This window comes from Sphingomonas sp. Leaf30, assembly GCF_001422525.1.
Lineage (GTDB): Bacteria > Pseudomonadota > Alphaproteobacteria > Sphingomonadales > Sphingomonadaceae > Sphingomonas > Sphingomonas aerolata.
Window position 1 is genome coordinate 205843 of record NZ_LMKZ01000001.1, and the last position, 22097, is coordinate 227939.

Annotated in this window: 26 protein-coding genes and 1 tRNA gene; 14 read left to right on the plus strand and 13 right to left on the minus strand. The window is 67.3% G+C overall.

Annotated elements, in window-relative coordinates; translation table 11 throughout:
- The first annotated feature begins 142 nt into the window (after window positions 1–142).
- Together ASE89_RS00950 and ASE89_RS00955 are read left to right on the plus strand one after the other, a co-directional pair.
- Complete coding sequence (locus tag ASE89_RS00950) at window positions 143–802, plus strand: cell wall hydrolase (protein WP_056673217.1); 660 nt, start codon at window positions 143–145, stop codon at window positions 800–802.
- 118 nt (window positions 803–920) lie between these two features.
- Window positions 921–1418: an MmcB family DNA repair protein gene (locus tag ASE89_RS00955; RefSeq protein ID WP_031395094.1), complete on the plus strand. Its 498-nt coding sequence runs from the start codon at window positions 921–923 to the stop codon at window positions 1416–1418.
- Between the two features lie 17 nt (window positions 1419–1435).
- Here ASE89_RS00955 and ASE89_RS00960 read toward each other — a convergent pair whose 3' ends face one another.
- Window positions 1436–2092: an ankyrin repeat domain-containing protein gene (locus ASE89_RS00960; RefSeq protein ID WP_236701575.1), complete on the minus strand. Its 657-nt coding sequence runs from the start codon at window positions 2090–2092 to the stop codon at window positions 1436–1438.
- 74 nt (window positions 2093–2166) lie between these two features.
- Between ASE89_RS00960 and ASE89_RS00965 the strand changes: the two genes are divergently transcribed.
- Genes ASE89_RS00965 through ASE89_RS00975 form a run of 3 tightly spaced genes read left to right on the plus strand, consistent with a single transcriptional unit; the run spans window position 2167 to window position 3876 of the window.
- Complete coding sequence (locus ASE89_RS00965) at window positions 2167–2766, plus strand: SCO family protein (RefSeq protein WP_056673220.1); 600 nt, start codon at window positions 2167–2169, stop codon at window positions 2764–2766.
- Entirely contained in the window at window positions 2763–3197 is a 435-nt protein-coding gene (locus ASE89_RS00970) for a YcgN family cysteine cluster protein (protein ID WP_031395091.1), read from the plus strand. The genes ASE89_RS00965 and ASE89_RS00970 overlap by 4 nt, the downstream gene beginning before the upstream one ends.
- A 4-nt stretch (window positions 3198–3201) precedes the next feature.
- Entirely contained in the window at window positions 3202–3876 is a 675-nt protein-coding gene (locus ASE89_RS00975) for a M48 family metallopeptidase (RefSeq protein ID WP_056673222.1), read from the plus strand.
- On the opposite strand, the gene ASE89_RS00980 is transcribed toward ASE89_RS00975, so the two are convergent.
- The 5 genes from ASE89_RS00980 to ASE89_RS20115 form a co-directional block, all read right to left on the minus strand.
- On the minus strand, window positions 3852–6011 hold the full coding sequence (locus ASE89_RS00980) for a transglycosylase domain-containing protein (RefSeq protein WP_082451171.1): 2160 nt from the start codon (window positions 6009–6011) through the stop codon (window positions 3852–3854). The two genes, ASE89_RS00975 and ASE89_RS00980, sit on opposite strands and share 25 nt — an antisense overlap.
- 119 nt (window positions 6012–6130) lie before the next feature.
- Complete coding sequence (locus ASE89_RS00985) at window positions 6131–7216, minus strand: NAD(P)/FAD-dependent oxidoreductase (RefSeq protein ID WP_236701576.1); 1086 nt, start codon at window positions 7214–7216, stop codon at window positions 6131–6133.
- Window positions 7213–7911, minus strand: coding sequence for a methyltransferase domain-containing protein (locus ASE89_RS00990; protein WP_056673227.1), 699 nt, complete (start codon window positions 7909–7911; stop codon window positions 7213–7215). The genes ASE89_RS00985 and ASE89_RS00990 overlap by 4 nt, the downstream gene beginning before the upstream one ends.
- Window positions 7905–9035, minus strand: a complete 1131-nt coding sequence (locus ASE89_RS00995) for a type III polyketide synthase (protein WP_236701577.1) — start codon at window positions 9033–9035, stop codon at window positions 7905–7907. Before ASE89_RS00995 ends, ASE89_RS00990 begins: the two co-directional genes overlap by 7 nt.
- A gap of 100 nt (window positions 9036–9135) precedes the next feature.
- Complete coding sequence (locus ASE89_RS20115) at window positions 9136–9297, minus strand: hypothetical protein (RefSeq protein WP_156360361.1); 162 nt, start codon at window positions 9295–9297, stop codon at window positions 9136–9138.
- A 325-nt stretch (window positions 9298–9622) separates the two neighbouring features.
- Between ASE89_RS20115 and ASE89_RS01000 the strand changes: the two genes are divergently transcribed.
- Window positions 9623–10090, plus strand: a complete 468-nt coding sequence (locus tag ASE89_RS01000) for a hypothetical protein (RefSeq protein WP_056675096.1) — start codon at window positions 9623–9625, stop codon at window positions 10088–10090.
- A 212-nt stretch (window positions 10091–10302) separates the two neighbouring features.
- Window positions 10303–11010, plus strand: coding sequence for a PilZ domain-containing protein (locus ASE89_RS01005; protein ID WP_167396708.1), 708 nt, complete (start codon window positions 10303–10305; stop codon window positions 11008–11010).
- Here ASE89_RS01005 and ASE89_RS20680 read toward each other — a convergent pair.
- The 3 genes from ASE89_RS20680 to ASE89_RS21060 all read right to left on the minus strand — a co-directional run bounded on the left by ASE89_RS20680 (window position 11007) and on the right by ASE89_RS21060 (window position 12490).
- Window positions 11007–11162 carry a hypothetical protein gene (locus tag ASE89_RS20680; protein WP_168427519.1) on the minus strand — a complete coding sequence of 52 codons (156 nt, stop codon included), beginning with the start codon at window positions 11160–11162 and terminating at the stop codon, window positions 11007–11009. The two genes, ASE89_RS01005 and ASE89_RS20680, sit on opposite strands and share 4 nt — an antisense overlap.
- A 92-nt stretch (window positions 11163–11254) precedes the next feature.
- Window positions 11255–11341: transfer RNA gene (locus tag ASE89_RS01010), tRNA-Leu, on the minus strand.
- 162 nt (window positions 11342–11503) lie between these two features.
- Window positions 11504–12490, minus strand: coding sequence for an MJ0042-type zinc finger domain-containing protein (locus tag ASE89_RS21060; RefSeq protein WP_056673233.1), 987 nt, complete (start codon window positions 12488–12490; stop codon window positions 11504–11506).
- A gap of 198 nt (window positions 12491–12688) precedes the next feature.
- Here ASE89_RS21060 and ftsE point away from each other — a divergent pair, with 198 nt between their 5' ends.
- From ftsE to ASE89_RS01035, 4 genes are read left to right on the plus strand one after another with little or no spacing between them, the layout of a single operon-like run.
- Complete coding sequence (gene ftsE / locus ASE89_RS01020) at window positions 12689–13399, plus strand: cell division ATP-binding protein FtsE (protein WP_056406665.1); 711 nt, start codon at window positions 12689–12691, stop codon at window positions 13397–13399.
- Window positions 13396–14274, plus strand: a complete 879-nt coding sequence (locus ASE89_RS01025) for a cell division protein FtsX (RefSeq protein WP_082451173.1) — start codon at window positions 13396–13398, stop codon at window positions 14272–14274. Before ftsE ends, ASE89_RS01025 begins: the two co-directional genes overlap by 4 nt.
- Window positions 14271–14807, plus strand: a complete 537-nt coding sequence (locus tag ASE89_RS01030) for a YdcF family protein (protein ID WP_056673239.1) — start codon at window positions 14271–14273, stop codon at window positions 14805–14807. Before ASE89_RS01025 ends, ASE89_RS01030 begins: the two co-directional genes overlap by 4 nt.
- Window positions 14804–15490, plus strand: a complete 687-nt coding sequence (locus tag ASE89_RS01035) for a lysophospholipid acyltransferase family protein (protein WP_056673242.1) — start codon at window positions 14804–14806, stop codon at window positions 15488–15490. The genes ASE89_RS01030 and ASE89_RS01035 overlap by 4 nt, the downstream gene beginning before the upstream one ends.
- 26 nt (window positions 15491–15516) lie before the next feature.
- Here the strand turns inward: ASE89_RS01035 and ASE89_RS01040 are convergent, their stop codons facing one another.
- Together ASE89_RS01040 and hisC are read right to left on the minus strand one after the other, a co-directional pair.
- Window positions 15517–16425: a prephenate/arogenate dehydrogenase family protein gene (locus tag ASE89_RS01040; RefSeq protein WP_056673245.1), complete on the minus strand. Its 909-nt coding sequence runs from the start codon at window positions 16423–16425 to the stop codon at window positions 15517–15519.
- Complete coding sequence (gene hisC, locus ASE89_RS01045) at window positions 16425–17522, minus strand: histidinol-phosphate transaminase (RefSeq protein ID WP_056675098.1); 1098 nt, start codon at window positions 17520–17522, stop codon at window positions 16425–16427. The genes ASE89_RS01040 and hisC overlap by 1 nt, the downstream gene beginning before the upstream one ends.
- Window positions 17523–17595: 73 nt before the next feature.
- On the opposite strand from hisC, the gene metX reads away from it, so the two are divergent.
- The 3 genes from metX (at window position 17596) to ASE89_RS01060 (ending at window position 19858) form a co-directional block, all read left to right on the plus strand.
- The gene (gene metX / locus ASE89_RS01050) at window positions 17596–18735 is read left to right on the plus strand and encodes a homoserine O-acetyltransferase MetX (RefSeq protein ID WP_056673248.1); all 1140 of its coding nucleotides are present in this window, start codon (window positions 17596–17598) and stop codon (window positions 18733–18735) included.
- Window positions 18732–19352: a methionine biosynthesis protein MetW gene (gene metW, locus ASE89_RS01055; protein WP_192003298.1), complete on the plus strand. Its 621-nt coding sequence runs from the start codon at window positions 18732–18734 to the stop codon at window positions 19350–19352. Before metX ends, metW begins: the two co-directional genes overlap by 4 nt.
- A 110-nt stretch (window positions 19353–19462) precedes the next feature.
- Window positions 19463–19858, plus strand: coding sequence for a response regulator (locus ASE89_RS01060; protein ID WP_031439515.1), 396 nt, complete (start codon window positions 19463–19465; stop codon window positions 19856–19858).
- 16 nt (window positions 19859–19874) lie between these two features.
- Here the strand turns inward: ASE89_RS01060 and ASE89_RS01065 are convergent, their stop codons facing one another.
- Together ASE89_RS01065 and ssb are read right to left on the minus strand one after the other, a co-directional pair.
- A complete protein-coding gene (locus tag ASE89_RS01065; protein WP_082451265.1) occupies window positions 19875–21326 on the minus strand; it encodes a sensor histidine kinase in 1452 nt (483 codons plus the stop codon).
- Window positions 21327–21427: 101 nt separating this feature from the next.
- A complete protein-coding gene (gene ssb / locus ASE89_RS01070; RefSeq protein WP_056673254.1) occupies window positions 21428–22018 on the minus strand; it encodes a single-stranded DNA-binding protein in 591 nt (196 codons plus the stop codon).
- Between the last annotated feature and the right edge of the window lie 79 nt (window positions 22019–22097).

The following is a 22097-nucleotide window of genomic DNA, read 5'->3' on the forward strand; positions in this document are numbered from 1 at the left end:
CCCCGATAGAGGGGATATTCAACATTGATTGGCGTTGTGCTGGGACGGGTGCGATCCGGATCAGTTACGCAGTCGGGGGGATGCCTGGACGATCGGCTCGTACGATTGGTTCCGTGGTCCAACCGCATCTGAATAAGTTTGAATGACGATTTTGCAGCGGGCCGCAACGATTGCGGTCATGACCTTCTCTCTTGCCGGCCTGTTCGGCAACAGCGCGCCCAGCCAGGCCACCGGCGTCGATCGCTCGACCGCCAGCCTCACCGCACTCGCAAATCTAAACGCCCTCTCCTCTCAGAATGTTCCGCAGATCGCTCCCGCCGTGACGCCCGTCACCGCCGTCGAGCCCGCTGCACAAACCGCCGTCCAGACGTCGGCCGAAATCGAAGACGAAGAATTCGAAACGCTCGCTCAGGCCGTTGCCGCGCAGGATAGCGCCGCCGCCGACGAAGCGCTCCAGTGCCTTGCCGGCGCCATCTATTTTGAATCCAAGGGCGAGCCGCTCACCGGTCAGCTCGCCGTCGCCGAAGTCATCATCAACCGCGCCAAGTCGGGTCGTTTCCCCGCCGACGTCTGCGACGTCGTTAAGCAGCGCGGCCAGTTCAGCTTTGTCCGCGGCGGTCAGATCCCCGCGATCAACAAAGGCACGTCGTACCGCACCGCCATCGCCGTCGCGAAGGTCGCACTGGCCGATGCGTGGAACAGCCCGGCGGAGAAGGCGCTGTATTTCAACACCGCCGATCGCCGCCCCGCGGGCCGCGTCATCAAGGTCGCCTCGATCGGCAACCACGTCTTCTATCGCTGATCGACAGCCGATCCGGAGAGGGTCCGGGATCATGATCAGGATCCCACCTGCATCGCCAACGCTACAAACAATCCGTGAACGCGCTTGCGTCGTTCGCGGATTGTTCTATTTCTGGCGCATGCTCGACAGCCCCCCGGACTCCTGCATCGACGAACCCGGATCGCCCCTATGTGCCGCCGACGTGGCACGCGGCGTGATCCGGATGTTGTTGCGCCACGACCTGACCGCGATGGCGGAGGTTCCCCTCGACGGGGGGCGTCGCGCCGATCTGATGGCGATCGATGCCCGGGGGCAGATCGTCGTCGTCGAGATCAAGGTGTCGCGCGCGGACCTGGTCGGGGATGGCAAATGGCCTGAGTATCTCGGGCATTGTGATCGCTATTTCTGGGCGGTGCCGGCCGGGTTCGACATGCGGCCGCTGCAGGGGGCGGCGTTTCTGCCCGAACGTACCGGGATAATCGTCGCCGATCGCTATGACGCCGCGATCGTCCGTGAGGCGCATACGACCCCCCTGCCCGCGCATGTCCGCAAGCGCTGCACTTTGGCCTTTGCAAGACGCGCCGCACGCCGCCTGATCGCACAGGTCGATCCCGACGCCGCCGGTCTCGCTTTCTGAGCCCGGCGACGTGGTCGTCAGAATTTCGGCCCCGCGACCGCCTTGCGGGTCTTCTTCGGTGCATCGGCCAACAGCTTGGTCACCACGACGTTGCGACCATCCTGCTTGGCATAATCGCGGGCCGACATGCCGGCGATGATATCCGCCTGATCCGGATCGGCGTTTTCGGTGAGCAGCACGCGGATCATGGCGATGTCGCGGCGCTGAACGGCGCGGATCAACGGCGTTTCCCCTGCCGAATTGGCAAGATTCGGATTGGCGCCGGCGGCGGTCAGGATCGGGATCATATCGGTCTGGCCGAGCGTCACCGCGAGGAGCAGCGGCGTGTTACCCTTGCCGTCGCGCAGATTGGCGTCGGCGCCTTTCTGCAGCAGGAACCGCAGATAGGTCTCGTCGGCACGTTTGATGACGATGTGCAGCGCACCCTCGCCGGTCGAGACGTCGCGCGCATTGACGATGCTGCTGCCCGGACGCCCGAGCATTTCGAGGACCTCGTTGTTCTTCGACTCGCGCACCGCGTTCAGGAATTTATAGCCTTCCGACTGGTTCTGCGCATGCGCGGCACGCGGGGCGACCACAGTGGCGGCGGGAAGCGCGATCACGGCTCCCATCAACAGGGCGCCCATGGTCTTGGCGCCCGTCGTCAGGGCGGGGCACTGGCGGATATACGACATCGATAGATCCTCGGGACGCGGGTGATGTGCGACGCTTGCGCCGCACGGGCTAACAGATCAAGGCTGGCTGTATCATGACCAATCGACGCCCCGCCCTTCTCGCCGCCCTCGCGCTCGCGGCGTGCAGCCCCTCTGCGCCCGATACGAGCGCGGCCCCCGCCACGCCGCCGCTTGCCGGGGCGCGGATCGGCGGGCCGTTCACGCTCGTTGATCAGGACGGGCAACAGGTCAGCGACCGCCTGTTCGCGGGCCAATACCGGATCATGTATTTCGGCTACACCTTCTGTCCCGATGTCTGTCCGACCGACATGCAGACGATCGGCGGCGCGATGAAACTGCTGGAGGCCAGCGACCCGGCGCTCGCGGCGCGGATCGTGCCGATCTTCGTGACCGTCGATCCGACGCGTGACACCCCTGCGGTCGTCAAACAGTTCGTCACCGCCTTTCATCCGCGCATTGTCGGGCTCACCGGCAGTCCCGCGTCGATTGAGACGGTAAAGAAGGAATTCGCGATCTTCTCAGCCAAGGGGGATGCCGCGCCCGGTGGCGGTTACCTCGTAAATCACTCGCGTCAGGCCTATCTGATGGATCCGGACGGCAAGCCTCTCGCGCTGCTGCCACAGGATAAGGGACCACAGGCCTTGGCCGACGACATCAAGCGCTGGGCCCGATGAGCGCCAGATTCTGGGAAGACACGCCGATCGAGAAGCTCGACCGCGGCCAGTGGGAAGCCCTGTGCGACGGTTGCGGCAAATGCTGCATCCACAAGCTCGAGGACGAGGATACCGGCGAGCTCGTCGCGACCAATGTGTCGTGCCGGCTGCTCGACCGGCGCAGCGGGCAGTGTTCGGATTATCGCCACCGCCACGCCTATGTCGCCGAATGCGTGCGCCTCACGACGTCGAACGTCCGCGATATAGACTGGCTGCCCTCGACCTGCGCCTACCGCCTGCGCGCGGCGGGCGAGCAGCTTCCCGAATGGCATTATCTCGTCTGCGGCGACCGCGAGGCGGTCCACCGCGCCAAACAGTCGGTCCGCGGCTGGACGATCAGCGAGGACGAGGCCGGCGAACTCGAATATCACGTGATCGACCGCGAACTCTGACCCGGTGATCGACGGCCTCGAGATCATCCGGCATCCGCGCGCGCGCCGGGCACGGTTGTCGATCGATCCCGCCAGCGGCCGCGCCCGGCTCGTCCTGCCCAAGCGGGCGGCCTTGAAGCAGGCACTGGCCTGGGCGGAGGAGAAGGCGGACTGGATCGCCGAGCAGCGCGCGCGTCTGCCGCAGCCGCAGCCTTTCGTTCCCGGCGCGGTCGTGATGGTCGCCGATGAGCCGGTGACGATCCACTGGACCCCCGGCAGCCGGCGCACAGTGGTCCGTGAGGGGGCGATCCTGTCGCTGTCCGGTCCCGTCGAGACGATTCCCCGCCGTGTGGAGGCATGGCTCAAGCGTACCGCGCTGGGCCTGCTGGACCAGGAAACCGCCGAATATGCCGCCAAGGCGGGGGTGAGCGTCACGCAGGTCGCGATCGGTGATGCCAGGGGCCGCTGGGGCAGCTGCGCGTCGAGCGGGGTGATCCGCTACAGCTGGCGGCTGATCCTCGCCCCCGGCTTCGTACGGCGGGCAACGGTGGCGCATGAGGTCGCCCACCGCGTCCACATGAACCACGCGCCCGCCTTCCACGCGCTCGTCGCCGATCTCTATGGTGAGGACCCCACCCCTGCGCGGGTCTGGCTACGCACGCATGGCGCGGCGCTTCACTGGGTCGGTCGATCGTCCTGAAAGCGATCGCGCGAACTCTCGCGTGACCAGTCCCGCTGGGGCGCGCGGGGCTGCGGCGCGACGGGATCGCGACGTGGTGCGTCCCGGCCCGTCACGCGGTCAATCCAGTCCTGGTTCAACTGCTGCTGCGGCACCTGGGGGGCCTGGTCGGACGGGTCCGCATCGGGGCGCGGTATCGGCTCGCCCGCCGGGGCATCGCTCGGCATATCCGGAACGCCGCCAGGCTCGATCGGATTGCCATTCTCGTCGACCATCATCTGGCCGTTGTCGGGCTGGCCGAAATAGCTCTCCTCATCGGGTTCGAGCTGCCATTCGGGCAAGGTCACCTGCGTCTCGAACTGCTCGATCGGGCGATTGGCCGTGGCGGGCTTCATGAACGCCGCCCAGGCGCGCGCCGGTGCCGTACCGCCGTGCAGTCCGGAGATCGGCTTGGCGTCGTCGCGGCCCATCCACACGCCGGTGGTGATGCCGCTGGAGAAGCCGAGGAACCAGCCATCCTTCGACGAACTCGTCGTGCCCGTCTTCCCCGCCACCGGCCGGCCGATCTGCGCGGCGCGCCCGGTGCCGGTGTTGACCGCGGTCTGCAACAGGTCGGTCATCTCGGCGGCGACATAGGGGGCGACGAGGACGTGGCTGCGATCGACCTCATGCGTGTAGATCGTCTGGCCGTTCGCGGTCACGCGAATGATGCCATAGGGGGTCACCGCGACGCCCTTGCTCGCGACGCTGGCAAAGGCACGCGTCATGTCGATCACGCGGACCTCCGACGTGCCCAGCACCATCGAGGGATGCGTGTTGACCGTCGTCGTGATCCCGAACCGCCGCGCCATGTCCGCGACCGTCGTGAAACCGACCTCCTGCCCCAGCTTGGCCGCGACGGTGTTCAGCGAATAGGCAAAGGCCGTGCGCAGGCTGACCGCACCGGAATTGCGCCGCGAATCGTTGCGCGGGCTCCATCCGTCGATCGTCACGGGTTCGTCGACGATCGAATCCTCGGGCTTGTGCCCGGCCTCGAGCGCGGCGAGATACACGAAAAGCTTGAACGCCGAACCCGGCTGGCGGACCGCCTGCGTCGCGCGGTTGTAGATCGACGAGACATAGTCCTTGCCGCCGACCATCGCCTTGACCGCGCCATCGCGGTCGAGCGACACCAGCGCGCCTTGCGCACCCGCGGGGGCATTCGCCCGGATCGCGGCATCGGCATCGCGCTGCATCGACAGGTCGAGCGTCGTCCACACCTCGAGCGGCGCCTCGGTCTCGTCGATCAGCGTGTCGAGCTGCGGCAAGGCCCAGTCGGTGAAGTAGCGGACGCTGTTCTGCTTCGGCTCGGGCGCCAGTTTGAGCCCCTGCACATCGGCATCGGCGGCCTCGCTCGCGCTGATGACGCCGGTTTCCGCCATCGTCTTCAGCACGACGCCCGCACGGCCCATCGCCGCCTCGGCATCGGCAGTCGGCGAATAGTTGGACGGTGCCTTGACGAGCCCGGCGATCACCGCCGCTTCGGCCAGCGACAGGCGGTCCGCCCCGTGCCCGAAGAACTTACGCGACGCGGCGTCGATCCCGTAGGCGCCGCCGCCATAATAGACCTTGTTGAGGTAGAGTTCGAGGATCTGATCCTTGCTGAACTTGCGCTCAAGCGCGAACGCCAGGATCCATTCGCGGAACTTGCGCCCGAACTTCTTCTGGTTGTTGAGGAAAACGTTACGCGCGAGCTGCTGCGTGATCGTCGACCCGCCCTGAGTCCAGCGCCCGCGATCGAACCGTACCTTGACCGAGCGAGCGATCCCGACCGGATCGACGCCGAGATGCGATCGGAACCGACGATCCTCGACCGCGACGGTCGCGTCGCGCATCACCGCGGGGATCTGGCCATAGGAAAGCCATTCGCCGAAACTCGGCCCCATCGACACGATCACGCTGCCATCGGCGGCATGTACCCGGATCATCTGGCCGTTGGGTGAGGATTTGAGGCTTTCGAAGCTCGGCAGCTGCGCGCGGGCGATGTAGATCGCGATCACCAGCGCGCCGAGCGCGAGGATGGCAATACCGGCGAGAACCTTCAGGAGGAGGACAAACCGGCGGCGCCATGAGGAGCGAGGCCGAGAGGGGCGGGAAGCGGGACGCGCGCGAGCCATGAAGGGTCGACGAAATACGCCTTAACCGCGGCGCCGACAAGCGGTTCGCGTGTGCGCCCGCGGCACGCGCACTCCGCCCGGCGTTTCGTCGACAGTATTCATCGCCGCGCGACGGCGCGTCACGCGCCGATCCGCGTCGCTTGTGCGAGCATTCGGATCAGTACGGGATGCGCAAAGGGGATAAGCCGGGCTGCACCGCGGCTTTCGGCCACCCGGCGCACCGCGCCCGCTACCCCGATCGGCCGCGCGAGCGTCCGCGCCAGCTGCTGCTGCCATGCCGCTGCCCCCCCTGCCCCGTCGGTGCGATAGGCGCGCGCGGCGGCGAGCCCGCTGGCGAGCGCGATGCCCATGCCCTCGCCAGCCAGCGACGGGATCACCCCCGCCTGATCGCCCAGCCTGTACTGCCCCGCCTGCCCCGTCGTCTGGCGCCAGCCATAGGGGACGTTGGCAATCGCATCGATCGTCGCATCCGGCGCAATCGCGGCGACGCATTCGCCAAGCACAGGCATCGCGCGGCCGAGCTCGGCGAGCAGATCCGCCGGCGTTCCCACCTCCTGCAATCGCGAGCGATGTACTGCCATGCACAGATTCGCGCTGCCATCTTCCTGCATCGCAAGCCCGGCATAGCCCCGGTCGAAGAGATACAGGTCGATCTGCCCTGCCAGCGCCCGTGCCATCGCCGGCGGGGGCACGATGCGGACGCGTATCCCCAGCGTCGGATCGGCGCCGCGGGCGCTTGCCGGCCGCGCGGTCCCGCGGACATCCGACTTGCCATTGGCCAGGAACAGCGCGGGTGCGGCGATCACCGCGCCATCGGCGGTCCGCACCTGGCCGTCTTCGATCGCCCGGACGGTCACCCCGCGTTCGACCGCCGCGCCCTGCGCCACCGCGGCGGCGAGCAGAACGGTGTCGAGCCGCCGTCGCGACACCGATAGTGCAGGCCTTGGCAGCGCGGCATGCGCGACGCGGCTACCGGCGAAGATCCGGACGGTCGTCGTTCGCGCCGGGTTGAGCTGATCCGGATCGATTCCTAGTCGCGCCAGCGTGTCGAGCGTCCGCCAGCTGAGGAACCCGCCGCACAAGGCGTCGCCCGTCTCGCGGCTACGCTCGATCAACAGATGCGGCAGGCCCGCACGTGCAAGCTCGATCGCGACCGCCGCCCCTGCCGGCCCGCCGCCGACGATCAGCGCGCGTGTCGTGGTCACCGCAGCCGTTCGACGCACAGCCGGAACGGGAACGCCCGGAACACGCGCGCACCGCGGATCCCCGCCTCGTCGAGAATCGCCGGCCATTCATCCGGCCGGTACGACCGCGCGATCGACAGCGTCCCGTCGTGACGCACGATCGGATGCCAGCGCGCGAGCCGTGCCAGAATCGGGAATCCGCGATGCGCAAACCCGTGGCGATGCAGATCGTTGATCAGCCAGCATCGCGCATGTGTGTCCATGAACCGAAGGAAGGCAATCAGTTGGGCATGGCTCATATGGTGCGCGACCAGGCTGCTGACGATCGCGTCCCAGCGGGGTTCCCCCGCCGTCTCACCGGCGAGATCGGCGTAATCCCCCGTGACATAGCGGATCGTCGATCCCGCGTCCGTATGCCTGCGCGCGGCCTGTTCGCTGCGGGGATTGAGGTCGACCCCGACCAGTTCGGTCTCCACACCGCGCCTGCGAGCCCAGCGCTCGATCGTCCGCAGCATGTCGCCATCGCCGAACCCGACATCGAGCAGTCTCAGCCGCGTCCGCCCCGCGATGACCCGCTTCAGAAAGGCAAGCGTCGGACGCGCCGCCATCGTCACGACATTCACCTTCGCGAGATCGGCGACCACCGCGGCATAGGTTTCGGGCGCCAGGTCGTCGGCGTCCATCAGTTCCTCGGCCTGCGCCCGCGTCGTCAGCATCGCGCTGCGCTTCGGAAGCCGATGCCCTCGGCCGCGAGACCCGGGCCGAACGCCAGCGCGACACCGCGGGCGATGTCCGGACCCGCGAGCAATCGCTGCAGCACGAACATCAGCGTCGCGGACGACATGTTGCCGTTCGCCGACAGCACCGCGCGCGACGCGTCGAGCGCATCCGCCGGGAGCGCCAGGGCATGCTCGACCGCATCGAGGATCGAGCGCCCGCCGGCATGGACCGCCCATCCGTCGACCGTATCCGCGGGGCGCCCGCCGCTCGCGGCGGCACGGAAGGCGGGATCGGCGAGCGCCTGCGCGATCCGCCCCGGCACCTCTCCGGACAGGTGCATCGCAAAGCCCTGGTCGGTGATGTCCCAGCGGATCAGCGCCTCGCTGTCGGGCAATGCGGTGGCGAACGGCGCTTCGAGTTCGAATCCGCTCGGATCGCTGGTCACCAGCGCCGCGGCGGCACCGTCGCCGAACTGGAGCATCGCCAGCAGCGGCTCGATCTCGGACACCGCCTGCAGGTGCAGCGTGGACAATTCGACGGTGACGACCAGGACGCGTGCACCGGGCTCTGACCGGACGATATGCCGCGCGCTGCGGAGCGCGACGACCGCGGCATAGCATCCCATGAACCCGATCAGCAGCCGCTCGACCGTCGCGGGCAGCGCGAGCCTGCGGGCGATGATCTGGTCGATGCCGGGCGCGACGAATCCGGTGCAGCTCGCCACCACCAGATGCGTTATCGTGCCGAGCGCGATCGTTTCCTGAAGCGCGGCGATCGCCTCGAGCGCAAGACCGGGTGCGGCGTCGGCATAGATGGCCATCCGCTCCGCGGTGCCGGGATGCGGATCGATCGCGTAGAACCCACCCGGGTCGACCGGAGATCCGGCATGCAGCCGCTGCGTGTCGCCGCTGTCGACGCCGTCCGCAACCGCGATGGCCTTTGTCGGCGGCAGCACCGACCAGCGATGCGCGATACCCGATCGACCCGCCATCCGATCGAACAGCCTGGCCGAACGGTCATCGACCCGGTCGCGTGCCCAGCGGATAAAGGCTTCGTGAATGTCATGGCCGGGGACCGCAGTCCCGATCGCGTTCAGATAGGCAGGCAGGGGAGCGGGCACGACATCCTTTCGCACGGTTGATACGGCCAACGCGTGACGTCCGGACATCGGCCCGACATGCGGCTATAACAAGCCCTTGGCATGCGGAACCGCGCTGGCTTCAGTCCTGATCGATCGGGTCGAGATGGTCGTGCCCGACCAGGTATTTCTCCTCGACCATCGCCATGCTGACACCGACATAGGCCGCAATCGCATGATCGCCCGCCTGTTCGAGCGCGCGACAGGCTTCCTGCAGAAGCTCATAGGTGCGTGCAGCATTCATCGCGTATCTCCGAGGAGGGCGTCCGAGCTGGAGGATCATCCCAGACGCGGGCAAAATCGATCAAACCTTATATTGGTTTCACATTGGTACAAAATTCTACCTGTTGCAGCCCAAAAACCCACGCGTAGCAAGCCACCAATCACAACCAAACTGAACAGATTTCAAACCGTTTTGCATATCTTAAGAAAGTTCCGAGACTATCGCGTGTACCGAAAAGAATAGAGCGGTAAAACAGATAGCTGAATGATGTTGACCATTATGCCGGCCTGCCGCCATATTTGGGTCATTATGGGCTTAAGACCCTGTGGGCGACCGGGAGCATGTGGTGAAAGACGAATCCGTTGCCGACTTGATCAAGGATCTGGGATCGAGGCTGGCCGCCGTCAGCGAGGAGTTCACGGCGCGGGCATCGCGGGTCGTCGACCAGCGGGCCGAGGATGCGACGAGCCCGATCAGCGAGGAAATGCTCGTCGCCCGGGCCAAGGAGATTCTGGCGCATCGTAAACTGCGCCGTCGCTTCCTGCCGGGCGAATTGTTTCACGAGCCGGCCTGGGACATGCTCGTCGCACTGTTCGTTTCGCACCGCGATCACCGGCCGACCAACGTCAAGGCGCTGGTCGCGATGGCGGATGCACCGGTCACCACGTCGCAACGCTGGATCGAGCACCTCCACAAGCTGAAGCTGATCGACCGCGTCAACGACCCGACCGATCGGCGTCGCATCGAAATCTCGCTGAGCGCAACCGGCTATGACGCGGTCGCCGGCTACCTCACCGCGATCGCCCGACGCTGACCGGCATTCAGCACGGTATTACAGTAATTTCGGTTTTGTAGTAATTAGTTAAGCCGCGCCTAGCACGGTTCGCCGACACCGTTCGGGGATATCAAATGTGCGGCAAGGCAGACCAGGCTCAGGCACCAGATGGCGCTATCGCGCACCGACAGGGCGGTGCGTGCTGATCGCGCGTCGCGCCTCCCGATCGCATGGCGGCGGGGAGACGGCGCGTGCTGTCGGGGCCTGACGAGGAAGACGCAACCGGCGGCGACGGCGGGAGCGGAGCAGATCTGCGCCGGCCCGCGGACCGCGACCGGCGTGCCGGTCGACGCCATGCGACCGTCCTGCTGATCGGCCGGGTCATGCATGCCGACCGCGGCTCGATCTGTCTCGTCCATGACATTTCGACCGTCGGTCTGAAGGCGCGCTTCACCACGCTGCCAGCGCTTGGTGAGACGCTTGAGATCAAGGTGAGGGGCATGCCGTTGCTTCGCGCCACCGTCCGCTGGGTCGACGGGTTTCACGCAGGGGTCGATTTTGACGAGCCGCATGTGATCGACCCCGTCTTCGCGACGCGCGACGCCGCCGGGATGATCGCCCGATCGCCACGATTCGTGGTTTCGGCACCAGTCAGGCTGAATGTTGAGGGGTATTGGTATGCTGCACGGCTGGTCGACATCTCGACCGGCGGCGCGAAACTCGAGGTCGCGGCGTCGCTCTGCGGGCATTTTTCACAGGGGCAGGCGGCCCAGCTCGTCGTCGATCCCGGCGGACTCGCGATTTTTGCGGCAATCTGCTGGCGGCGTGGCAACCGATTCGGGCTTCGCTTCGTTGCGCCGCTATCGCTCGTGACTTTGTCCCGGGTGCTGGAGTCAAACCCCGATTGTCAGGTCCCCATCCCCCCTCCCAGGGGCCTGGCAACGACGACCGGCGACTAAACCTCGTCGGTCGTCAACTTCACCTTGTTAGGAAGCGTCTTGCCCTTGGTTCGGCGCGACGGGAGCTGCACGGGGTGCTTCTTCTTCCACTGCGCGAACGTCATCGGGCCATCGGGCGTTTCGATGATCTGGTCGTCGATCGAATCGGCCATCGCCGTGCTCCGCTTTGACAAAATCCCGCAGGACGGACCGTCATGTCCCCCATGGGGGTGGTTCTGATCCGGGTCGGTAGAAACGAGGAAAGTGGTGCGGCCGAGAAGACTCGAACTTCCACGGGCTTTCGCCCACAACGACCTCAACGTTGCGCGTCTACCAGTTCCGCCACGGCCGCACGTGAAACACTGACCGGACAAGCCGGCTAGCTGGTAGGCCGGTGCCACTAGCAAGGCTTTTGCGATCCCGCAACGCCCTTTCGCCATCGAATGCGCGCCCCTGCGAGAAAATCGTGCCGCAGGGCCCTATGTCGCCACCGCGTCGGGGCGGCGGAACCGGATCAGGAGGCGTTTTCGCCCGCAAAGCTCAGTTCGAGCCGTTTCGAATTCGACGGCACGTCGAGCTTGGCGGAGTTGAAATCGATCGCCGCGCCGGGTGTCAGCGTCCGCTTTTGCGGGGTGATCGTCCAGCTATACACGATCCGGCCCTGCGCATCACGCAGCTCGGCGCGAATGTCGGGCACGCGCTGCGTCGAATCGGAGGGATTGGTGACCTGCCCGCTGACCGCGAACAGCTCGGATCCATTGTCCAGTTCGCGACGCTCGATCGGATTGTCGCGCAGTCGCAGCGGTGTCTCGTCCGCGCCCGTCACCAGTCCCAACTGCGTCGCAAGGCCGGGTGCGCCGACATAGAGGATCGCAGCGACGCCCAGCAGCATCAGAAGCCCGGCCGCCACCGCACCGATCGTCCACAGCCGGGTGGTGTTGCGCCGTGCGCGGAACGGCGGGGCATGTGCGAATGCATCATAGGAATCGGCGTCGCTCCGGCTTCCCGCATAGGAGGGCGGAGCGGCGCTGTCGGTGGTCGTGGCGGACACGGTCGTCGCAGCCGCAGGCGGCACGGCCTCCGCATCTTCGACATCCGGCGCGGCAGCGGAAGGGGGAGTCGGCGCGGCGACCAATGGCGCAAAGGGTCGGATGATCGGCGGCGGCAGATCGTCGGCGGTCTGTGCAGCCGAAGGCGGCGAAGACATCGGAACCCCGGACGGGGTGGGCGAGGACGGATTGGGCCACGCCGGATTGGGCCAGACCGGGGGCGCGGCGGGCTCGGCGTCAAACGCTGCGCCGAACGGCGGCGCGGGCGCGAAGCCGAGCGGGGTCGCGGGCATTGCCTCCGCAGGGGCCGGCGCGTCGGGCGCCGTGACGTCCGTCGCGGCCTGGAACCAGCTGTGGCGGCAATTGGCACAGCGCACGGTCCGACCTTCGGTGCCGATCGCGCTGTCGGGGACCAGATAGCGTGTGCTGCACTCGGGGCATTGGAGGATCATCGGGCACGATTCACTGCGGGCCGCGGGACGGGGCCGTTCGCCGTCAAACTAAGCACGTGGCCCCCGCTCGTGGCAAGCATCATGCGCCCGGATGCTGTCTGACACGCTGCAGATGGCCGCCAGCTTGAAGCCGCGCGCGCTTTCATGCGAAAGCGAGGCTGACGGCACAGGCGAACTCGGGCGGGCGCGACCAATTTCATGGCGAATATCGTGCAGTTCGAAAATGTTGGCTTGCGCTACGACACCGGCGCGGAAACGCTGTCCGACATCTCGTTCACGCTGCGCAGCGGCGCCTTCTACTTTCTGACCGGCGCAAGCGGCGCGGGCAAGACGTCGTTGCTCCGACTGCTCTATCTCGCGCAGCGGCCGAGCCGCGGGGTGATCCGGCTGTTCGGCGAGGATGCCGTGCTGCTCCCGCGTGACCGGATGCCGGGGTTTCGCCGCCGCATCGGCGTGGTGTTCCAGGATTTCCGGCTCGTCCCGCATCTGTCGACCTGGGACAATATCGCTCTGCCGCTGCGCGTCGCGGGGATGCCCGAGGCGGACCTGCGCCAACCCGTCGAGGAGATGCTCGCCTGGGTCGGCCTGACCGAACGCGCCGAGGCGCGACCGGCGACGCTGTCGGGTGGTGAGCAGCAACGCGTCGCGATCGCCCGCGCGGTGATCGCCCGGCCCGAGATGCTGGTCGCGGACGAGCCGACCGGCAATGTCGATCCCGACATGGCCGAGCGGCTGCTGCATCTGTTCGAATCGCTCAACAAGCTCGGCACGACGGTGGTGGTCGCGACGCATGATCTGCACCTTCTCAACCGGATTCCGACCGCGCAGATGATGCGGCTCGATCACGGCCGGTTGCTCGATCCGACCGGGTCGTTGCAGTACCCCCCATCGCCCCGGGCCGAGCCATGAGCCGCGCATCCGAACGTCGCGTGCTCGACGAGGCTGGCGGCGTCCGTGCGATGACCTGGGTCATGGCGATCATGCTGTTCCTCACCATGCTTGCCGCCGCGCTGGGGCTGGGGACCGCGGGTGCCGCGCGCGCGCTCGATCGTCAGCTGGCGGGACGGCTGACGGTCCAGATCATCGACGGCGACCCGGTTCGGCGTGATGCCAGTGCCGCCCGCGTCCTCGCGACGCTGCGCACGCTGCCGGAGGTGACCCGCGTCGCCGCGGTCGATCGCGCCGAGCTGACGCGGCTGTTGCGACCCTGGCTCGGCAGCGACGGCGCCGATCCGGGGCTGCCCGTGCCGGCGATGATCGACGTCGATCTGGGCGGCCAGGACGATGCTGCGGTCGCCGCGGTCGCGCGCGCGGTTCGCGGCGTCGCGCCGACCGCGCGCGTCGACCGGCACGAAACCTGGATGTCGCCTGTCAGCGGGGTGATGCGTTCGCTCACGCTGCTCGCGTTCGGTATCGTCCTGCTGATGGCTGGCGCGACCGCAGCGGTGGTCGTGCTGGCGGCGCGCGCGGGACTTGAAACGCACCGCGCGACGATCGAGGTCATGCACATGCTGGGGTCGACCGATCTGCAGGTCGCGCGTCTCTTCCAGCGTCGGGTGGCGATCGACGCCGCGATCGGCGGCGTGGCCGGTGCCGGCGTCGCGATCGCCGTCATTTTGCTGATCATGACCCGGTTGCAGGGGCTGGGCTCCGAACTGCTCGACGGGGGGCGGTTGTCCTCGACCGACTGGGCCACGCTGGGCGCGATGCCGATCGGCTTCATCGTGCTAGCGATGGTCGCCGCGCGCGCGACGATCGTGCGCGCGATGAGGACGACCCTGTGATCGTCCGCCTTCTGGGTGTCGGTGTGCTCGTCTGGGCGCTGGGGTTCGCCGCGTTCATGCTGTTCCTGCCGCCGCCGCTCAATGGCTCGACCACCGATGCGATCGTCGTGCCGACCGGCGGGGCAGGGCGGATCGATCGCGGTCTGGCGCTGCTGCGCGACCGCCAGGCCAAGCGGATGCTCGTGACCGGAGTCGCGCCCGGCGTCCGCCCGATCGACCTCGCACTCGAATATCGCACCTCGCCCAGCGTCTTCGCCTGTTGCGTCGATCTCGGCGCGGATGCGGTCGATACGCGGTCGAATGCCGAGGAAACCGCGCGCTGGGTCAAGACGCACGACTATCGCACCGTGCGCCTCGTCACCTCGGACTGGCATGTCCCGCGCGCAAAGATGGAGCTTGCCGCAGTGCTCGGGCCGCGCGTGCTGGTGCTCGGCGACGGCGTTCCCGGCACGCCGCGGCTCGGGACGCTGGTCAACGAATACAACAAGTTGATCCTGCGACGGATCGCATTGTGGATAGGATTTGGCGCATGATCGCCTGGTTGCGAACGATCGTCTTCATGATCGTCTTTTACAGTATCTCGGCGCCGATCGTGCTGACCGTGCCGATCAGCGCGCTGTTCGGGTCGCGCGCGGTGATCGTCCATTCGACGGTGTGGACGCGGTTCCACCGCTGGGCGACGCGCTGGATCCTCGGCATCCGGATCCGGATCGAGGGGACGCGGCCCGACGGCGCGGCCTTTTACGCGTGCAAGCACCAGGCGATGTTCGAGACGCTCGAGCTCCAGGCGCTGCTCGACGGGCCGGCGATCGTGCTCAAGCGCGAACTGGCGGACATCCCCGCCTGGGGATGGGCGGCGCGACGCTATGGTGCGATCGTCGTCGACCGCGACGCGTCCGCCAAGGCGCTGCGCAGCATGATGCGCGAGGCGATCGCGGCCAAGGCGACCGGGCGCTCGGTCCTGATCTTCCCCGAAGGCACCCGGGTCGCGCCCGGCGAGCATCCGCCGCTCAAGCCGGGTTTTGCGGGCCTCTACCGCGCGCTCGGCATGCCGACGGTCCCGATCGCCTGCGACAGCGGCACCGTCTGGCCGCGCAAGGGGCCCAAGCGCGCGGGCGTCATCACCTTCCGCTTCGGCGAGGTCGTCCCCGCCGGTCTCAAGCGCGAGGAGGCCGAGGCGCGCGTCCACGCGGCGATGAACGCGCTCGACGGCTGACGCCGCTGGCGGCGCTCCGAGGGGGGTCAGTCGTGCGCGCGGCCGAAATCGGCGGCGTCGTCGTCCTGACCCTGTTCGACGATCGACCGGCGCACCGCGCGGGTGCGCGTGAACAGGTCGAACAGCTCGTCGCCCTTGCCCCAGCGGATCGCGCGTTGCAGCGCGCTCAGATCCTCCGAAAAGCGTTGCAGCATGTCGAGCACCGCCTCGCGGTTGGTCAGGAACACGTCGCGCCACATCGTCGGATCGGACGCGGCGATACGCGTGAAGTCGCGAAAGCCGCCCGCTGAATATTTGATCACCTCGGACTGGGTGACCTCTTCCAGATCGCTCGCGGTGCCGACGATCGTGTAGGCGATCAGATGGGGCAGATGGCTGGTGATCGCGAGCACCCGGTCGTGATGATCGGGGGCCATGAACTCGATCTGCGCGCCCAGCCGCCGCCAGAATTCGGCGACCCGCTCGACCGCCGCCGGCTCTGCGCCCTCGGGGGGCGTGACGATGCACCAGCGATGGTTGAACAATGTCGCGAACCCCGCCTCGGGCCCGCTGCGTTCGGTGCCAGCGACCGGATGCGCGGGGATCACGGTCGCACCCGGCAGCGCCTCCGCCAGCACGCGCGCGACCTCGGTCTTGCTGCTGCCGACATCGCTGACGATCGCTTCGGCGGGCAGGTCCGCGGCAAATTCCGCCGCGACCGCCGCCATCGCGCCGACGGGGACGCACAGGATCACCAGATCGGCGTCGATCACCGCACTGCCCGCAGTGTCGGCGATATCGTGGCACAGCTCCAGCCGGTCCGCGGTCGCACGCACCGCGGGATCGGCGTCATATCCGGTGAGCCGCACCGTCGGCATCGCCTGCAGCACGCCGCGCGCGATCGACGATCCGATCAGCCCCAGTCCCAGGATCGTGACGCGTGCGAACGGCAGCATCAGCCCCGCTCGACCAGCGCGCGCAACGCCGCGATCACGCCGCGCGTCTCATCTTCGGTGCCGATCGTGATGCGCAGCGCGTTGGGAAGGCCCTGTCCGGGCAGCCAGCGGACGATATACCCCGCCTCCATCAGCCCGTGATAGGCCGCGTCGGCGCTCAGCTCGCCCTCGAACAGGACCAGCACGAAATTCGCCTTGGAGGGCACGCAGCGAAGTCCTGCGTTGCCCATCTGCGCGACCTGCTCGACGAACCAGCCGCGCCAGCGGTCGTTGTGCGCGCGAGTCGCATCGACGAAGCCGGTATCCGCCAGCGCCGCGACCGCCGCCGCCTGGCCCGCCGTCGTGACGTTGAAGGGCGCGCGGATGCGGTGCATCGCATCGATGATCGGCGCGCAGGCATAGCCCCAGCCGATCCGTTCGGCTGCCAGGCCGTGGATCTTCGAGAAGGTCCGCGTGACGAGCACGTTCGCCTCGGTCATCGCCAGCGCGAGGCCCGCATCATCCTCCTCGGGGCTGAGATATTCGGCATAGGCCTGGTCGAGCACCAGCAGCACCGAACGCGGCAGACCGGCGTGCAGCCGGGCGATCTCCGCGCGCGGCGTGAAGGTGCCGGTCGGGTTGTTCGGGTTGGCGACGAACACGACGCGGGTGCGTTCGGTGACCGCGGCGAGGATCGCATCGACATCGGTCGCATAGTCGCGGTCGTCGACGACGACCGGCTCGGCACCGACGCGCCGCGTCGCGATTTCGTAGACCGCAAAGCCGTAGCGGACATGGATGATCTCGTCGCCGGGGCCCGCATAGGCGCCCGCGACCAGATGCAGGATCTCGTCCGATCCGGTGCCATAGATCACGCGTGCCGGATCCAGGTCGTAATGCGCCGCCAGTGCCTCGCGCAGCGCGGTCGCGCTGGCGTCGGGATAGCGTTCGAGCGTGTGATCCGCGCCGTCGAACGCGGCCTTGGCCGCTGGGCTCGTCCCAAGCGGGTTCTCGTTCGACGACAGCTTGATCACCGTGCGGCCATCATCGGTCGTCGAGCGACCGGGCGTGTACGGCGCGATCCCCAGGATCCAGGGCTTCGGCGTGGGTGCGGGCATGATGTTTGTCATGGCCGCGGGGCATAGCGGTCGGTGTGGCGCAGTGGCAAATGGTTGTGGTAGCGGACGCGTCATGCTCGACACGATTGATCCCGACCGGACGACCGACGCGCGCTTCGGCCTGGCGCGTCGCGTGACCTTGCCGGGACCGTTGCGGCTCGATGGCGGCGTCCTGCTGTCGCCGGTCGACATTGCCTATGAAACCTATGGCACGCTGAATGCCGACGCCTCGAACGCGGTCCTGATCTGTCATGCGCTGACCGGTGATCAGCATGTCGCCTCGACGCATCCGCGGACCGGCAAGCCCGGCTGGTGGACGCGGATGGTCGGTGAGGGGCGACCGATCGATCCCGCGCGGCATTTCATCGTCTGCGCCAATGTGCTCGGCAGTTGCATGGGCTCGTCGGGGCCTGCGACGATCAACCCCGCGACTGGGCGCGCCTGGGCGATGGGGTTTCCGGTCATCACGATCCGCGACATGGTCCGCGCACAGGCAATGCTGCTCGACCATCTCGGCATCGACGTGCTGCAGGCGGTGGTCGGCGGATCGATGGGCGGGATGCAGGCGCTGAGCTGGCCCGCGACCTTCCCCGACCGGGTCCGCGCCTGTGTCGTGATCGCATCGACCGCGCGCCACACCGCGCAGAACATCGCCTTTCACGAGGTTGGCCGCCAGGCGGTGATGGCCGATCCGAACTGGCGCGGCGGCGATTATCACGACGAGTCCGCGCCGACCGCGGGGCTCGCGGTAGCGCGGATGGCAGCGCACATCACCTATTTGTCGGAAGCCGGGCTGACCGAGAAATTCGGGCGACGGCTGCAGGCGCGCGATGCCAAGTCGTTCGGCTTCGACGCCGATTTCCAGGTCGAGAGCTATCTGCGGCATCAGGGGCTCGCCTTCACGGACCGGTTCGACGCCAATTCCTATCTCTATATCACCCGCGCGATGGACTATTTCGATCTTGCGGAGGAGCATGGCGGGCTGCTCGCCAACGCCTTTCGCGCCACCAGGGCGCGCTTCTGCCTCGTCAGCTTCGACACCGACTGGCTCTATCCGACCGCGGAATCGCGCAGCATCGTCCAGGCGCTCAATGCCGCCGGCGCGCCGGTCAGCTTCGTCGAGCTCAGCAGCCCATACGGCCATGACGCGTTCCTGCTCGAGGCGCCCGAGCTCAACCGCGTCGTCGACGGATTTCTGAGGGCAGGGGCGTGAGCACCCCGACGCCGCAGGAGGCGCTGCGCGCCGACCTGGGGATCATCGCGCATCACGTGGCCCGTGGGTCGCGCGTGCTCGACGTCGGATGCGGCGACGGCGCGCTGATGGCGGCGCTTCGCGACGAGCGCGCGGTCGATGCGCGCGGGCTGGAGATCGATCCGGGCAACGTTGCGGCCGCGGTAGGGCGCGGCCTGTCGGTGATCCAGGGCGACGCCGATGTCGACCTGCAGGGCTATCCCGATGCCAGTTTCGACTATGCGATCCTCAGCCAGACATTGCAGACCGCGCGCGCGCCCGATCTGGTGCTCGACCATCTGTTGCGGATCGGCCGGCGCGCCTTTGTCAGCTTTCCCAACTTCGCGCATTGGCGTGTGCGGCTGTCGCTGCTGTGGGGCGGGCGGATGCCGGTCACGCGGCAATTGCCCGAAAGCTGGTACGACACCCCCAACATCCATCACGTCACGATCGACGACTTCCGTGCGTTCCTCCGGCAGCGCGGCGTGATTGTCGAGGGCGCCTGGTTCCTGTCGGGCGACAAGCAGACGACGTCGGCGGCCGCCAACCTGCTCGCCGAGCACGCCGTATTCCTGTTGCGGGGCGAACCGGGGGCATGACCCGGGCGCTCCCCCGGTAACACAGGTTGTTTGTTTCAATTCGCTACAGGTTCTTGATTCAAATCAATAAACCGAAGGAACGGATAGCCCGGCCAACGGTTGCCACGACAATGACCAAGACCGCCATGATCGTTGAAGATGAAATCTTCGTCGCGCTGGATCTCGAAAGGATCCTGATCGACGCGGGATATCACGTCGTGGCGATCGCGGCGGACCGCGAAACCGCGCTCATCGCCGCGGCCGGATGCGATTTCGCCTTTGTCGACGTCAATCTGCGCGACGGTCCGACCGGTCCGTCGATTGCGGAGACGATTGCGCGCGATCACGGCGTGAAGGTCGTCTTCGTCACCGCCAATCCCAGCCAGATCGGCGACGCCGATTGCCTCGGCTATATCCGCAAGCCGTTCAACGATGCCGCGATCCTTGCCGCCGCCGAACTGGCGACCACGGGTCAGGCGCTACGCGGCGGTAGCGAACTGATCCAGATCCGACGGCGCGGGAACTGACGGGGAGGCCGCGCGGTCAGCGGCAGAAGGAGGGGAGGGGGACCCCGATCTCGACGCACAGCCCCTCGGGACGCCAGTCGCGCCGCACCGTGCCGCCCAACTGGCGAACCGCACTCATTTCGATCAGCTGACTGCCGAAACCCTTATGGCTCGTCGGGTGTGCGATCGGCGGACCACCCTGCTCGCGCCAGATCAGGCGCACCATGCCTGTGGCGCCATCTTCGTCATGCCCGATCGTCAGCGCAACATGCCCATCGACAGTCGACAGCGCGCCGTATTTCGTCGCGTTCGTCGCAAGCTCGTGGAACAGCAGGGCGAGCGGGGTCGCGGAACGATCGTCGATCCGCACATCGTCGCCGATCACGATCAGACGATCCGTCCCATCCTCGCGATAGGGTTCGAACAGATCGCCCAGCAGGCCCTTCAGACTGTCCTGCGGGGCTTCCGGACGCGACTGGGTGCTGTGCGGGCGGACGAAGTCGTGTGCACGGCCCAGTGCCGTGATGCGGTGGCGCAGATCGGTCGCGATCCCGGCAAATTCGGGTTTGCCGCGCGCGGAAAAGGCGATGAGTCCGGCGATGACGGCGAAGATGTTCTTGATCCGGTGGCTCAGCTCCTGGCTGATCACCTCGCGCTCTTCATAGGCGAGCTTCTGCTCGTGGATGTCGGTGCAGGTCCCGAACCAGCGCGTGATCGCGCCCTGGTCGTCGCGCACGGGCAGCGCGCGGCCGAGCACCCAGCGATAGGTGCCGTCCCGGTGCCGCAACCGATATTCGATCGTATAGGGCTCGCCGCTCGCGAGCGAATGGCGCCAGATCGTCCAGGCGCGGTCCTGGTCCTCGGGATGGAACACGTCGTTCCAGCCCTCGCCATCGGTCGTGCCGGGCGTCGTGCCGGTAAACTCGTACCAGCGCGCATTGTAATAATCATGGAAGCCGTCGGGCAGCGTCGACCAGACCATCTGCGGCATCGTGTCGGCCAGCGTCCGGAACCGCAGATCGCTCGCCTCGAGCGTGCGCCGCGCCCGCGCCTCGGCAAAGGCCTGTTCGCGTGCGGTCCGGCGATCGTCGAGCCGCCCCATCGCCGCCTTTGCCAGCAGCGTCAGCCCGTCGCGCTGGAACGGCGTAAGCCCCGCCCGCGAGGTCGTCGCCAGCACGCACAGCGCGCCGAGTGGTACGCCTTCGCTCGAGACCAAGGGTGCGCCCGCGTAGAATCGGACATGCGGGGCACCGGTGACGAGCGCGTTGTCCACGAACCGCGGATCGGCCTGCGCGTCGGGCACTTCCATCACGTCGTGATGGTGCATCGCATGCGCACAGAAGGACTGGCTCCGCGGCGTCTGGTGGAGATCGGTGCCGCTGCGTGAGAGGAACCGCTGATATTCCTCCTCGACCAGGCTCAGCAGCGCGATCGGCGCATCGCACAGCCGGGCTGCGAACGACACGATGTCGTCCAGCTCACCCTGCATGCGCGCGCCCGCGACATCGTAGGACGAGATGACGCGCGATCGCGCCGCCTCGTCGTACACGCTCGGCGCTACTGGAGTCGAAACGGGTGGCGTCACGATGCTTAGAACGGCACGTCGTCGTCGAGATCGTCCGAGAACCCGCCGGTCTGGCCAAAGCTGCCGCCGCGTGCGCCGCCGCCACTTCCGCCACCCGACGGCGCCGAGCGGCCACCACCGCCGCCGCCGTAACCGCCGCCGCCGCCCGACGAGCCGCCGCCAAAGTCGTTGCCGCCGCCGGCCCAGTCGTCGCCGCCGCCGCGGCTACCACCGCCACCGCCTGCGCCGCCGCCCTGGCCGCCATTCGGGCCGTCGAGCATCGTCAGCACGCTGTTGAAGCCCTGCAGCACGATCTCGGTCGAATACTTGTCCTGGCCCTGCGCGTCCTGCCATTTGCGGGTCTGGAGCGCGCCCTCGATATAGACCTTCGAGCCCTTGCGCAGATACTTTTCCGCGACGTTGGCGAGGCCTTCGTTGAAGATGGCAACCGAATGCCATTCGGTCTTTTCCTTGCGCTCGCCCGACATCTTGTCCTTCCAGGACTCGGACGTCGCGATGCGCAGGTTGACGACCTTGCCGCCGTTCTGGAACTGCTTGCTTTCGGGATCGCGGCCGAGATTGCCGACGATGATGACCTTGTTGACGCTGCCTGCCACGAACCAGGACTCCAATAGTAAGGTTTGATTGCTCAGACGAGCATGAACGAATAGAACGTAGCGGCGTAGGACCTGGGTG

Bases quoted from the DNA above. Each gene is read 5' to 3' on its own strand.
- ASE89_RS00950 (WP_056673217.1), top strand. From the start codon at position 143: ATGACGATTTTGCAGCGGGCCGCAACGATTGCGGTCATGACCTTCTCT.
- ASE89_RS00980 (WP_082451171.1), bottom strand. From the start codon at position 6,011: ATGGCTCGCGCGCGTCCCGCTTCCCGCCCCTCTCGGCCTCGCTCCTCA.
- ASE89_RS00970 (WP_031395091.1), top strand. From the start codon at position 2,763: ATGAGCGCCAGATTCTGGGAAGACACGCCGATCGAGAAGCTCGACCGC.
- ASE89_RS01060 (WP_031439515.1), top strand. From the start codon at position 19,463: ATGACCAAGACCGCCATGATCGTTGAAGATGAAATCTTCGTCGCGCTG.
- ASE89_RS20680 (WP_168427519.1), bottom strand. From the start codon at position 11,162: ATGGCCGATTCGATCGACGACCAGATCATCGAAACGCCCGATGGCCCG.
- ftsE (WP_056406665.1), top strand. From the start codon at position 12,689: ATGGCGAATATCGTGCAGTTCGAAAATGTTGGCTTGCGCTACGACACC.
- ASE89_RS01035 (WP_056673242.1), top strand. From the start codon at position 14,804: ATGATCGCCTGGTTGCGAACGATCGTCTTCATGATCGTCTTTTACAGT.
- ASE89_RS01065 (WP_082451265.1), bottom strand. From the start codon at position 21,326: ATGCAGGGTGAGCTGGACGACATCGTGTCGTTCGCAGCCCGGCTGTGC.
- metX (WP_056673248.1), top strand. From the start codon at position 17,596: ATGCTCGACACGATTGATCCCGACCGGACGACCGACGCGCGCTTCGGC.
- ASE89_RS01025 (WP_082451173.1), top strand. From the start codon at position 13,396: ATGAGCCGCGCATCCGAACGTCGCGTGCTCGACGAGGCTGGCGGCGTC.
- ASE89_RS00955 (WP_031395094.1), top strand. From the start codon at position 921: ATGCTCGACAGCCCCCCGGACTCCTGCATCGACGAACCCGGATCGCCC.
- ASE89_RS01040 (WP_056673245.1), bottom strand. From the start codon at position 16,425: ATGCTGCCGTTCGCACGCGTCACGATCCTGGGACTGGGGCTGATCGGA.
- ASE89_RS00960 (WP_236701575.1), bottom strand. From the start codon at position 2,092: ATGTCGTATATCCGCCAGTGCCCCGCCCTGACGACGGGCGCCAAGACC.
- ASE89_RS20115 (WP_156360361.1), bottom strand. From the start codon at position 9,297: ATGAATGCTGCACGCACCTATGAGCTTCTGCAGGAAGCCTGTCGCGCG.
- hisC (WP_056675098.1), bottom strand. From the start codon at position 17,522: ATGCCCGCACCCACGCCGAAGCCCTGGATCCTGGGGATCGCGCCGTAC.
- ASE89_RS21060 (WP_056673233.1), bottom strand. From the start codon at position 12,490: ATGATCCTCCAATGCCCCGAGTGCAGCACACGCTATCTGGTCCCCGAC.
- ASE89_RS00965 (WP_056673220.1), top strand. From the start codon at position 2,167: ATGACCAATCGACGCCCCGCCCTTCTCGCCGCCCTCGCGCTCGCGGCG.
- ASE89_RS00990 (WP_056673227.1), bottom strand. From the start codon at position 7,911: ATGCTGACGACGCGGGCGCAGGCCGAGGAACTGATGGACGCCGACGAC.